General features: G+C 69.4%; 13 protein-coding genes. 8 read left to right on the top strand and 5 right to left on the bottom strand.

Annotation, left to right across the window (positions count from 1 at the left end; translation table 11 throughout):
• Positions 1-33: 33 nt before the first annotated feature.
• Positions 34-1,008, bottom strand: coding sequence for a carbohydrate kinase family protein (locus A7G45_RS25745; protein WP_260941183.1), 975 nt, complete (start codon positions 1,006-1,008; stop codon positions 34-36).
• 74 nt (positions 1,009-1,082) lie between these two features.
• On the opposite strand from A7G45_RS25745, the gene A7G45_RS25740 reads away from it, so the two are divergent.
• Positions 1,083-1,727 carry an Rv0361 family membrane protein gene (locus tag A7G45_RS25740; RefSeq protein WP_260941181.1) on the top strand — a complete coding sequence of 215 codons (645 nt, stop codon included), beginning with the start codon at positions 1,083-1,085 and terminating at the stop codon, positions 1,725-1,727.
• Between the two features lie 32 nt (positions 1,728-1,759).
• On the opposite strand, the gene A7G45_RS25735 is transcribed toward A7G45_RS25740, so the two are convergent.
• Entirely contained in the window at positions 1,760-2,128 is a 369-nt protein-coding gene (locus A7G45_RS25735) for a HesB/IscA family protein (RefSeq protein WP_043399648.1), read from the bottom strand.
• A gap of 45 nt (positions 2,129-2,173) precedes the next feature.
• On the bottom strand, positions 2,174-3,244 hold the full coding sequence (locus tag A7G45_RS25730) for a glycerate kinase family protein (RefSeq protein WP_260941180.1): 1,071 nt from the start codon (positions 3,242-3,244) through the stop codon (positions 2,174-2,176).
• A 71-nt stretch (positions 3,245-3,315) separates the two neighbouring features.
• Between A7G45_RS25730 and A7G45_RS25725 the strand changes: the two genes are divergently transcribed.
• From A7G45_RS25725 to A7G45_RS25710, 4 genes are read left to right on the top strand one after another with little or no spacing between them, the layout of a single operon-like run.
• Positions 3,316-3,999, top strand: coding sequence for a DUF3043 domain-containing protein (locus tag A7G45_RS25725; RefSeq protein WP_260941178.1), 684 nt, complete (start codon positions 3,316-3,318; stop codon positions 3,997-3,999).
• Positions 4,000-4,004: 5 nt separating this feature from the next.
• On the top strand, positions 4,005-4,532 hold the full coding sequence (locus tag A7G45_RS25720) for a bifunctional adenosylcobinamide kinase/adenosylcobinamide-phosphate guanylyltransferase (protein ID WP_260941177.1): 528 nt from the start codon (positions 4,005-4,007) through the stop codon (positions 4,530-4,532).
• Positions 4,529-5,587 carry a nicotinate-nucleotide--dimethylbenzimidazole phosphoribosyltransferase gene (gene cobT, locus A7G45_RS25715; RefSeq protein WP_260941175.1) on the top strand — a complete coding sequence of 353 codons (1,059 nt, stop codon included), beginning with the start codon at positions 4,529-4,531 and terminating at the stop codon, positions 5,585-5,587. Before A7G45_RS25720 ends, cobT begins: the two co-directional genes overlap by 4 nt.
• Entirely contained in the window at positions 5,584-6,306 is a 723-nt protein-coding gene (locus A7G45_RS25710) for an adenosylcobinamide-GDP ribazoletransferase (protein WP_260941173.1), read from the top strand. Before cobT ends, A7G45_RS25710 begins: the two co-directional genes overlap by 4 nt.
• A gap of 68 nt (positions 6,307-6,374) precedes the next feature.
• Here the strand turns inward: A7G45_RS25710 and A7G45_RS25705 are convergent, their stop codons facing one another.
• Complete coding sequence (locus A7G45_RS25705; RefSeq protein WP_260941171.1) at positions 6,375-7,493, bottom strand: branched-chain amino acid aminotransferase; 1,119 nt, start codon at positions 7,491-7,493, stop codon at positions 6,375-6,377.
• A gap of 85 nt (positions 7,494-7,578) precedes the next feature.
• Complete coding sequence (gcvT, locus tag A7G45_RS25700; protein ID WP_260941169.1) at positions 7,579-8,673, bottom strand: glycine cleavage system aminomethyltransferase GcvT; 1,095 nt, start codon at positions 8,671-8,673, stop codon at positions 7,579-7,581.
• A gap of 143 nt (positions 8,674-8,816) precedes the next feature.
• On the opposite strand from gcvT, the gene A7G45_RS25695 reads away from it, so the two are divergent.
• From A7G45_RS25695 to A7G45_RS25685, 3 genes are all read left to right on the top strand, one after another.
• Positions 8,817-9,926 carry an adenylate/guanylate cyclase domain-containing protein gene (locus tag A7G45_RS25695; RefSeq protein WP_043399768.1) on the top strand — a complete coding sequence of 370 codons (1,110 nt, stop codon included), beginning with the start codon at positions 8,817-8,819 and terminating at the stop codon, positions 9,924-9,926.
• Between the two features lie 14 nt (positions 9,927-9,940).
• Positions 9,941-11,446 (top strand): leucyl aminopeptidase, encoded by a 1,506-nt coding sequence (locus tag A7G45_RS25690; RefSeq protein ID WP_260941164.1) that lies wholly within the window; start codon positions 9,941-9,943, stop codon positions 11,444-11,446.
• A 93-nt stretch (positions 11,447-11,539) separates the two neighbouring features.
• Complete coding sequence (locus A7G45_RS25685; protein ID WP_260941161.1) at positions 11,540-11,881, top strand: hypothetical protein; 342 nt, start codon at positions 11,540-11,542, stop codon at positions 11,879-11,881.
• Positions 11,882-11,888: the final 7 nt, after the last annotated feature.

Raw genomic sequence — 11,888 nt, 5'->3', positions numbered from 1 at the left:
GGCCACTTCCCGCACTCTCGGCGCGAGTTGTTGTCAGCCCAGGGCTGCGGCGATCTCGTCGGCGGCCTCGGCTCCGAACGCGGCCGAAAGACGCGGCAGCGCAGTGGCTTTGTCCCAGGTCCATTCCTGCGGACCCGGCGCCTCGAGCACCAGCGTGGCGACGAGCGAGGCCAGCTGAGCGGCCCGCTCCAGGCTCAGGCCGGCGCCGCGGCCCGTGAGGAAGCCGGCCCGGAAGGCGTCACCGATGCCGGTGGGATCGACCTTCTCGTTCTCGGGCACCACGTCGACGTGGATGAACGACCCGTCGCGGCCGACGATGTCGACGCCCTTCTCCCCCAGCGTGGTGACCCGCAGCTCGATCTGGCTCATCACCTCGGCCTCGGACCAGCCGGACTTCTGCAGCAGCAGGTCCCACTCGTAGTCGTTGGTGAACAGGTAGGCGGCGCCGTCGATGAGGCGACGGATTTCCTCGCCGGACAGGCGGGCCAGCTGCTGGCTGGGGTCGGCGGCGAAGGGCAGACCCAGCTTCCGGCATTCCTCGGTGTGCAGGAACATGGCCTCAGGGTCGTTGGCCCCGACGATCACGAGCTCCGGCTCGCCCTGGGCGGCAACGAGATCAGCCAGCTTGATGTTGCGCGCCTCGGACATGGCACCGGGATAGAACGACGCCAGCTGCGCCATGTCCTCGTCGGTGGTGCAAACGAACCGGGCGGTGTAGGCGGAGTCGGACACCAGCACCTGCGAGCAGTCGACGCCGTGCGCCGTCAGCCAGCCGCGGTATTCGTCGAAATCCTTGCCCACCGCGCCGACCAGCGTCGGGCTGCCGCCCAGGATGCCGATGGCGTAGGCGATGTTGCCGGCGACGCCGCCGCGGTGCACCACCAGGTCGTCGACCAGGAAGCTCAGCGACACCTTCTGCAGGTGCTCGGCCAGCAACTGATCGGCAAATCGGCCGGGGAAACGCATCAAATGGTCGGTCGCGATCGATCCGGTCACGGCAATGGTCATTCGGCGAGCTTACCTAGCGCACCCGGAGTAGCCGGACCGGTCCGCCCGCCCGGGTGCGCTAGCCTGTGGACAACATGGACGGCGCATATCCGTACCCGGAATCGATTCCCCCGCAGCCGGGTCCGGGGAACTCCACCTACGGTGCCCCCTACAGTGCACCTTCCGCCGGCCCTCCTCCGGCCTATCCGACGACGCTGCCACCGGCAGTGCAGTACCCGTCGGGCGGCGGTAACAACAAGAAGCGAATCCTGCTGGTCGTCGGCGCCGTGGTTGCGGTCATCGCGGTCATCGGCGGACTCATCTTCACGGTCCGCAGCACCAGCGACCGCGGCCTGACCGATGCCACCGCCAAGTCTGCGATCCAGGGCTATCTGAACGCGCTGCTGCAGCAGGACAAGCAAGCGGTGGCGCGGCACGCGCTGTGCGGCTTGTATGACGGCGTGAAAGACCACGCCACGGATTTCACCGTGGCGAATCTGGCCAGTGATGCGTTCCGCAAGCAGTTCGGTCAGGCGGATGTGACGTCGATCGACAAGATCGTGATGCTGTCGCCGAATCAGGCGCAGGTGCTGTTCACCATGAAGGTGGCGCCGTCAGGCCGGCTGCCGCGCGGTTCGGGACCGAAGAACAACGAATTCCAGGCGGTCGCCCAGCTGCTGGTGCAGCCGCGCGAGACTCTGGTCTGCTCGTACCTGCCGCGTCCGGCGGACTCCCTGTAGGAGAGGCCGCCGGACCAGCACGGTCGGCTAGGTCAGTTGAACGAATCGCCGCAGGCGCAGGAGCCGGTGGCGTTCGGGTTGTCGATGGTGAAGCCCTGCTTCTCGATGGAGTCGACGAAGTCGACGGTCGCGCCCTGCACGTAGGGGGCACTCATCCGGTCGACGGTGAGGTTGACGCCACCGAACTCGGCCGTCAGGTCACCGTCGAGGGTGCGGTCATCGAAGAACAGGTTGTAACGCAGGCCGGCGCAGCCGCCTGGTTGCACGGCGATACGCAGCGCAAGGTCGTCACGGCCTTCCTGATCCAGCAGGGCCTTGGCCTTGGCGGCCGCGGCGTCGCTCAGGATCACGCCGTGGGTCTCGGTCGAGGTACCGGTGCTGGTCGCTTCCTCAACAGTCATTGCTTCTCCCTGGTGCATCGATTGCCTGGCAGTATCCAGGCACTCTCAACGGTACCTTGTCCGGCCGTTATTCCCGACTCCAGCGGCGACAGCCGCAGCCAGTCCGGTCAGTTGGTTGGCCGCGTCGCCGATGGCGAGCTCCACCGAACCGGCGTGGTCGGTGATCGAATGGGCCGCCTCGACCCCGGCGTCGGCCAGCGCGGACGCGTCCAGCGTCACCTGCCCGGCCAGCACCAGGACCGGCGAACCGTGTGTCCGAGCACCCGCGGCAAGGGCGCTGATCACCTTGCCGTGCAGCGACTGGTCGTCGAACCGGCCCTCGCCGGTGATGACCAGGTCGGCGGCCGCCAGGTCGTCGGCCAGCCCGGTGTGGGCGGCGATCACCGTCGCGCCGGATTCGCGCCGTCCACCCAGCGCCAGCAGCGCCGCCCCGAGGCCGCCCGCGGCGCCGGCGCCGGATTCGCCGGCCACGTCGCGGCCGGCGACGGACTCGAGTTCGTGGGCCCACGCCGTGAGGCGCTGCTCGAGCAGCGTCACCGTCGCAGGATCGGCCCCCTTCTGCGGACCGAACACCGCCGCGGCACCCATCGGTCCCAACAGCGGGTGCTCGACGTCCGAGGCGACGATCAGGTCGGTGTCGGCCAGCCTGCGGTGCGCGGACGCCAGCCCGCCCAGCGCGTCGACGAGCCCCCGGCCGCCGTCGGTGCAGGCACTGCCGCCGAGGCCCACGACCACCCGCCGTGCCCCGGCCGCCAGCGCGGCGTCCACCAGCTGTCCGACCCCGAAGCTGCCGGCGTCGAGCGCGGTCCGCACGGTGGGCGGCCCGCCGAGCAGGGCCAACCCGCAGGCCTGCGCGCACTCGATATAGGCAGTGTCCTCGTGCAGCACCCACTGCGCGGTGACGTCGCGATCCAGCGGGCCGCGCACCGTGGCCGTCTGCAGACCGCCCAGCCGTTCGGCCAGGACGTCGACGAAGCCGGGACCACCGTCGGACTGGGGGGCCAGCACCAGGGTGTCGGCAGGCCGCGCGACCGCCCAGCCCGCGGCGATCGCCGCCGCGGCCTCCACGGCAGTGAGGCTGTCGCCGTAACAGTCTGGGGCGACGAGGACTCTCATCGAAGCAGGTTAAGCCGCCCTGGGCTCGGGTGCATGACGGCCGACCGTGGCCACCGAAGTAACCTGGGTGCGTGAATCTGCTGGGCCGCAAGAAGGACAACGCCGACTCGGGAGACGACGGCAGCAACGCTGACGACGTCACCGTGACCGGCAACTCGGACGTCGACGCCGCTGTGCGCACCACCGCGCCCAAGGGCCGGCCGACGCCCAAGCAGAGCGCCGCGGCCCGCAAGCGCGGCCCGGTGGCGCCGGCGCCCATGACGACCTCCGAGGCGCGTAAGCGGCGCAAGGAACTTCGCAACTCGAAGTCCAAGGACGAGCGCAAGGCCGATCGCCTGGCCCGTCGGGCCGATATGGATTCGCGGCGCGCCAAGATGATGGCCGGCGACGAGGCCTACCTGCTGCCCCGCGACAAGGGCCCGGTCAAGCGCTACGTCCGCGATCTCGTCGACTCCCGGCGCAACGTGCTCGGTCTGTTCATGCCGTCAGCACTGGTGCTGGTGTTCTTCATGATGGCGCTGCCGCCGGTGCAGACCCAGGGCCTGCTGTCTGTCGCGATGCTGGGCCTGATGGTGATCATGGCCATCGACGGCGTCCTGCTCAGCCGCCGGGTCAACAAGCGCGTCGACGCGAAGTTCCCGGACAACACCGAAAGCGGTTGGAAGCTGGGCTTTTACGCGTCCAGCCGGGCGTCGCAGCTGCGCCGGATGCGCGTGCCGAAGCCGCAGGTCAGCCGCGGAGACAAGGTCGACTGAGCCCGGTGCGCACCCTGGTGCTCGGCGGCATCCGGTCGGGAAAGTCGCAGTGGGCCGAAGACTGGATCGGCCGTGCGGCCGGGCCGAGCGGGCCGGTGCGCTACGTCGCGACCGGTTCCGTCGACGGCGACGCCGACTTCGCCGCCCGGGTTTCAGCGCATCAGAACCGACGGCCGAATCACTGGTCGACTGTCGAATCCGCCGACGTGGCAAGCACTTTGCCCACATCCGGCGCCGCCACCATGGTCGATGACATCGGCGGCTGGCTGGTCGCCGCGATGGACCGTTGCGCCGCCTGGACCGGCGGGTCGATTCAGGCCGAGGTCGACGGATTGACCTCGGCGGTCAGCGAATTCACCGGGCCCCTGGCCCTGGTCAGCCCGGAGGTCGGGCTCACCGTGGTCCCGGCCACGGAATCGGGCCGCCGGTTTGCCGACGAATTGGGCTCGCTCAACCAGCGACTGGCCGCGGTCTGCGACCGGGTGGTGCTGGTGGTGGCCGGTCAGCCTCTCACTGTCAAGGAGCCCCGATGAGCGATCCCCGCGCCCAATTTCCCGATCTGACCAAACCGGATGCCGACGTGCGGCAGGCGGCCCTCGCGCGCCAGAACACCCTGACGAAACCGCCAGGTTCGTTGGGACGCCTCGAGGAACTGTCGGTCTGGGTGTCGGCATGCCAAGGCAGTTGTCCGCCAAAGCAATTCGAGCGGGCCAGGATCGTGGTGTTCGCCGGCGACCACGGGGTGACGGCGTCCGGGGTATCTGCCTTCCCGTCCGAGGTCACCGCGCAGATGGTGGCGAACTTCGACGCGGGCGGCGCGGCCATCAACGTGCTGGCCGACGTGGCCGGGGCCACCGTGCGCGTGGTCGACATCGCGGTCGATGGCGAGGCCCACTCCCCCGCGATCGGCGCCCACAAGGTGCGGCGCGGCAGCGGCAACATCGCCGTCGAGGACGCCCTGTCCACCGAGGAGGCCGTCGCGGCGATCGCGGCGGGTCGCACCATCGCCGACCAAGAGGTCGACGCCGGCGCCGACCTGCTCATCGCCGGCGACATGGGCATCGGAAGCACCACTCCGGCAACGACTTTGGTCGCCGCCCTGACCGCCGCCGAGCCCGTCGCCGTGGTGGGCCGCGGTACCGGCGTCGACGACGAGGGCTGGGCCCGCAAGACCGCGGCCATCCGTGACGCGCTTTTCCGTGCCCGCCAGGTGAAGGCCGATCCGGTTGCGCTGCTTGCCGTTTGCGGCGGCGCGGACCTGGCCGCCATGGCCGGTTTCCTGGCCCAGGCCGCGGTGCGGCGGACCCCGGTGCTGCTCGACGGCGTGGTGGTGACGGCCGCGGCGCTGGTCGCCGACCGACTGGCCCCCGGCGCGAAAGCCTGGTGGCAGGCCGCCCACCTGTCCACGGAACCCGCCCATTCGGTGGCGCTGCAGCGACTGCAGATGACCCCGATCCTGGATCTCGGCATGCGCCTGGGTGAAGGCAGCGGCGCCGCGGTGGCGCTGCCGGTACTGCGGGCCGCGGTGGCGACGCTGGCGTCCATGGCCACGTTCGGCGAGGCGAACGTCACCGATAAACCGTCGTGATCGGTTCCCTCGCTTCGGCTTTCGCATTCAGCACCGTCCTCCCGGTGCGCAGCAACCGGCCGTTCGGGCGGGGCACCCTGACTGCACTTCCGGCGGTGGGCGTCGTCCTCGGCGGCATTGCCGCGGCAGTCGTCTGGGGCGCCGGGCACGTGTACTCGACCGGCCCGCTGGCCGGGTTGCTCGCGGTGACGGCGCTGCTCCTGCTGACCCGCGGCCTGCACATCGACGGGCTGTCCGACACCGTCGACGGCCTCGGCTGTTACGGGCCGCCCGAGCGGGCACTGGCCGTCATGCGTGGCGGGACCGCGGGTCCCTTCGGCGTGGCCGCGATCGTGGTGGCGATCGGCGCGCAGAGCATGACGTTCGCCGCGCTCAATCCGGTGGCGGTCGTCGTCGCCATCGCCGCGGGTCGCGTCGCTGCCCTGGCGGCCTGCCGCACGTCAGTGCCGGCCGCACCCGGCAGCACGTTGGGCGCGATGGTCGCCGGCAGTCAGCCGGTGTGGGTGGTGGCGGCGTGGACGCTGGCCCTGGCCGCCGCGTCGGCCTGGGCGACGCCGCGGCTGTGGCAGGGCCCGGTGGTCGTGCTGGTGGCACTGATCGTCGCGGCGCTCCTGGTGGCGCACTGCGTCCGCCGATTCGGCGGGATCACCGGTGACGTGCTGGGTGCCGCCGTCGAAGTCACGACGACGCTGACCGCGCTGGGGCTGGCCGTCCACTAACCGCCGAACGTGAAGAAGATCGCGAGATTTCCAAGAAATCTCGCGATCTTCTTCACGTTGGACGTGGGCTAACCCAGGCGGGTCATCCAGTTGTGGGTGTCGGCGAAGGTGCCGCGCTGGATACCGGTCAGGGTGTCGCGCAGCGCCATGGTGACCTCACCGGGCTGGCCGTCGCCGATGGTGAACTCGCCGGCCGATTCGCCGTGACCGTATTTCACGTGCGCGACGGGGGTGATGACGGCCGCGGTGCCGCAGGCGAACACCTCGGTGATCTCCCCCGCGGCGGCCTTCTTCTGCCACTCGTCGATATCGATCTTGCGTTCCTCGACGGCGAAGCCGGCGTCAACCGCCAACTGCAGCAACGAATCCCGGGTGATGCCGGGGAGCAGCGAACCGGACAGCTCCGGGGTGACCAGCCGCGCCGAACCACCGCTGCCGAACACGAAGAACAGGTTCATGCCACCCATTTCTTCGACGTACCGGCGCTCGATGGCGTCCAGCCAGACCACCTGGTCGCAGCCCATCTCGGCAGCCTGTGCCTGCGCCAGCAGCGAGGCGGCGTAGTTGCCGCCGAACTTGGCCGCACCGGTGCCGCCGGGGCTGGCCCGCACGTACTCGGTGGACAGGTACACCGACACCGGCTTGATGCCGCCCTTGAAGTACGCGCCGGCCGGCGACCCGATCACCAGGTAGCGGTACTCGTTCGCGGGACGCACGCCCAGGCCCGGCTCGGTGGCGATGATGAACGGCCGCAGGTACAGCGACGCCTCACCACCGGCGGCCGGCACCCATTCGTTGTCGACGGCGATCAGCTGACGCAACGACTCGACGAACACGTCCGCGGGCAGCTCCGGGATGGCCAGGCGCCGGCACGACGACTGCAGCCGGGCGGCGTTGGCATCCGGGCGGAACGAGACGATCGAATTGTCGTTCCAGCGGTAGGCCTTCAGCCCCTCGAACACTTCCTGCGCGTAGTGCAGGACGATGGCCGACGGGTCCAGTTCGATGGGTCCGTAGGCGGTGACGCGGGCATCGTGCCAGCCGCGGTCGACGCTGTAGTCGATCGACACCATGTGATCGGTGTGGAACCGCCCGAATCCGGGGTCAGCGAGAACCTGGGCCCTTACCTCGTCGCTCGCTGGGTTGCTCGCGCGCGACACGGTGAATTCGAGGGGGCCATCGGTCATATGCCGATTGTATCGCCCGTGGCTACCGCGTTTCCCGGTCGCTCCGCTCGCCCCTGTCGCGTTTCCCCGTCGCTCCGCTCGCCCCCTACCGCGTTTTCGCCGCCACAAACGGCGGGGCCACAACCTCGCATTCGAGCGCCCGGCCCCGGACATCGACGGTCACTCGCGCGCCGTCGGCGATGTCGGCCGCGGTGTCGAGCAGCGCCAGCGCGATACCGACCTTCAGACTCGGCGAGAAAGTGCCCGACGTGGTGATGCCCACCGGGGTGTCCCCGTCGAGGACCGTCAGGTCGGCACGCAGCACGCCGCGGCCGACGGCCTTGAGGCCGCGCAGGGTCCGCTTGGGGCCTGCCGCCTTCTCCGCGAGCAGGGCGTCGCGACCCCAGAAGGCGTCCTTCTTCCAGCCGATGGCCCAGCCGCAGCGGGCCTGCAGCGGCGAAATGTCCAGCGACAGTTCATGTCCGTGCAGTGGGTAGCCCATCTCGGTGCGCAGGGTGTCGCGCGAGCCCAGCCCGGCGAGTTCACCGCCGGCGGCCTGCACCGCGGCGGCCAGCGCGTCGAACACGACGCCCGCGCGGTCCCACTCGGGCAGCAGTTCGTAGCCGTGCTCGCCGGTGTAGCCGGTGCGGCACACCCGGACCGGGACGCCGTCGTACTCGGCGTCGGCGTACCCCATGTAGTCCATGTCGGTCGGCAGCCCGAGCGCGGTGAGCACCTCGGTGGATTTCGGCCCCTGCACGGCCAGCACGGCGTAGGACCGGTGCTCGTCGGTGATGGTCAGTTCGGGCGGCGCGAGGCGCTGCAGCTCGGCGACCACGGCGGCAGTGTTGGCCGCGTTGGGCACCAGGAAGATTTCGTCGTCGGAGACGTAGTAGGCGATCAGGTCGTCGATCACGCCGCCGGATTCGTTGCAGCACAAGGTGTATTGCGCCTTGCCCGGTCCGATGCGGCGCAGGTCGTTGGTGAAGGCGGCGTTGACGAACTCGGCCGCGCCGGGGCCGCGCACCAGTGCCTTGCCGAGGTGGCTGACGTCGAACAGGCCGACGGCCTCGCGGGTGGCGGTGTGCTCGGCCACGGTGCCTGCATAGGACACCGGCATCAACCAGCCCCCGAATTCGGCGAAACTCGCCCCGAGTTCGCGGTGACGGTCTTCCAGCGGGCCCTGCAACAGTTCGCTCACGGCCAGAAAGCCTAGTGCTTGCGCCTCGGATCGCAGTCAGTATGTGGCTGCAATCCGCGGCGTTGGCGATGGTCAGCGGCACCTCTGCAGCCGATGATGGCGGTTCGCCCCGCCGTTCACCTATTGACTGGCAGACTCGTTTAGTGGTCGATTTCGACGCGTTGGAAGCCGCGGGCATCGCTGATGCACGCGATCGCGCGCCGCTCATCGAATACCTGGACGGGCTCGGTTTCACCGCCGAGGAGATGGTGGAGGCCGAGCGCCGGGGCCGGTTGTTCGGGCTGGCCGGAGACGTCGCGCAGTGGTCGGGGCAGCCCAGCCACAGCCTGGCTTCCGCGGCCGAAGCACTCGGATTGCCCCTGGCCGACGTCGAACAGGCTTGGGCGGTTTTGGGCTTGACGGTCGCCGACCCGACCGAGCCGATGCTCACCGCCAACGACATCGAGGCCTTGCGCACGTGGGCGGACCTGCGGACCGCGATCGGCGACGATGCCGCACGGGGCTTCCTGCGGGTGATCGGTGCGAGCGTGGCGCGGGTGGCCGAGGCCCTGGCATCTATGAGCCGCGTCGGCCTGCCCAACCTCGATCTGGCCCACAGCCACGACGAACTCGTCACCGCCCGGGCCTACCGGGCGGCGGCCAATTTCATTCCGCGCATCGGCGGCATGATCGACGCCGTACACCGCCACCATGTCGCCTCTGCCCGAACGTATTTCGACGGTGTCGTCCATCACGAGTCGTCAACTCTGGACTGTGGCGTCGGGTTTGCCGACCTGTCCAACTTCACGCAGCTCACGCAGATGCTCAGGCCGGACGAGTTGACCAGCTTGCTCAACGAGTTCAACGCCATCACCAACGACGTGGTGCACGCTGACGGCGGCCGGGTCGTCAAGTTCATCGGGGATGCGGTGATGTGGGTCAGCGCCACTCCCGAATCGCTCGCGCGGGTCGCGGTTGACCTGGTGCACCACCCTCGTCCGAAGATGGCCCACATCAGCGTGCGGGCCGGCCTGAGTTTCGGCTCGGTGGTGGCCACGGGTGGCGATTACTTCGGCAATCCGGTGAATCTGGCGGCCCGGCTGGTCGCCGCGGCCGAGCCCGGGCAGATTCTGGTGGCCGCTCCCTGGTACGACATGCCCGGCAAATGGCCGATCGCGCCGCGGGAGCCGTTGGTACTCAAGGGTTTCAACGACCCCGTGACAGCATTCGAGGTCTGCGCTGACGCTGAGCGGGCGGCACGGCAGACACAGTGACTAGGGTGGGGCAGGTGAGCAGCGCACCCGGTTACCAGTCCCCCGCCGTCACCGTCGCATCCGTCCTGCCGTCCGACCTGGATTCGGCCGTACTGATCGTGCCGGTCATCACCGGCGACAACGACGAGGCCAAGGTCCTGGCCAACCCATTCCTGGACGCCGAGGCCACCGGTGAGATCGAGGTCGCACTGAAGGCCCTGGGCGCGAAAGGTTCGACTGAGCAGCTGACCCGCGTGCTCGTCCCGTCGCTGCCGGTGGCCAGTGTGCTGGCCGTCGGCCTCGGCAAGGACCGCGACGAGTGGCCCGCCGATGTCATCCGCCGCGCCGCCGGGGTCGCGGCCCGCGCGCTCAATGGCACCGAGACCGTGGTGACCACGCTGTCCGAGTTGGACGTGGCGGCGGCCGTCGAAGGCCTGATCCTGGGCGCCTACCGGTTCTCCGAATTCCGCAGCGCGAAGACTGCCCCGAAAGAGGCAGGCCTGACGGCGCTGACCGTGTTGTCCACCGCAGACGATGCCGAGACGGCGGCGGCCCGCGGCGTCGATGTCGCCACCGCGGTGGCGACCGCCCGTGATCTGGTCAACACCCCGCCGAGCCACCTGTTCCCGGGCGAATTCGCCAAGCGCGCAAAGGCTTTGGGCAAGTCGGCAGGCCTCGAGGTCGAAGTACTGAGCAAGAAGGAACTGGAAGACGCCGGCTACGGCGGGATCGTGGGCGTCGGCAAGGGCTCGTCCCGCGGCCCGCGCCTGGTGCGGCTGACCTACCGCTCCGGCAAGAAGGACGCCAAGAAGGTGGCGCTGGTCGGCAAGGGCATCACCTTCGACACCGGCGGCATCTCGATCAAGCCGGCCGCCAACATGCACCAGATGACCTCCGACATGGGTGGTGCGGCAGCCGTCATCGCCACCGTGGTGCTGGCCGCGCGCCAGCAGCTGGCGGTCGACGTCACCGCCACCGTGCCCATGGCCGAGAACATGCCGTCGTCGACGGCGCAGCGGCCGGGCGACGTGCTGACCCAGTACGGCGGCACCACCATCGAGGTGCTCAACACCGACGCCGAGGGCCGGCTGATCCTGGCCGACGCCATCGTCCGCGCCTGCGAGGACAATCCCGATTACCTGATCGACACGGCGACGCTGACCGGCGCGCAACTCGTGGCACTCGGCGCGCGTACCCCCGGCGTCATGGGCACCGACGAGTTCCGCGACCGAGTCGCCAAGCTGTCGCAGGACGTCGGCGAGAACGCCTGGCCGATGCCGTTGCCTGAAGAGCTCAAGGACGACCTGAAGTCGACGGTCGCCGACCTCGCGAACGTCAGCGGCGTGCGCAACGCGGGCATGCTGGTGGCCGGGGTGTATCTGCGGGAGTTCGTCGCCGACGGTGTGCAGTGGGCGCACCTCGACGTCGCCGGCCCGGCCTACAACACCGGCGGCCCCTGGGGTTACACCGGCAAGGGCGGTACCGGCGTGCCGACGCGGACCATGTTCGCCGTGCTGCAGGACATCGCGACCAACGGCTAGGCCCGTCAGGAACGGCAGCTCGGCGGTAGCTGAGGCAGCACCAGTTACCGCATTTTTCTACCGCCGAGCAAACCCGCGGCGTACCTTTCCTGCATGAATAAGTTCGTTCACGTGGCCGCCGTGACGGCCACCGTTATCGGCATGGAATTAGCCGGGCTGAGCGGCGCCACCCAGGCAATGGCTGATCCCGAAGACGAGGACATCATCGCCGACCAGCTGTGCCCGTTCCGCAACGTGATCGATTCGCTGGGCGGCGACGATCAGTGCGACCCGGGGTTCAACAACGACAACGGTGGCGGGTTGTTCTACAACAACGGCATGCCGTGCGACAGCGTCGCGTTCAAGAATCCGGCGTGCGATCCGACCGTCAACGTGAACGTCAATCACGAGGGCGAAGTCACCCACAACGTCAACGTCAACGGCGACCGCCCCTGACCTTGAC

This window comes from Mycolicibacterium llatzerense (genome assembly GCF_025331195.1).
GTDB classification, from domain to species: Bacteria; Actinomycetota; Actinomycetes; order Mycobacteriales; family Mycobacteriaceae; genus Mycobacterium; species Mycobacterium llatzerense.
This window is presented reverse-complemented; position numbering and strand designations above follow the sequence as displayed.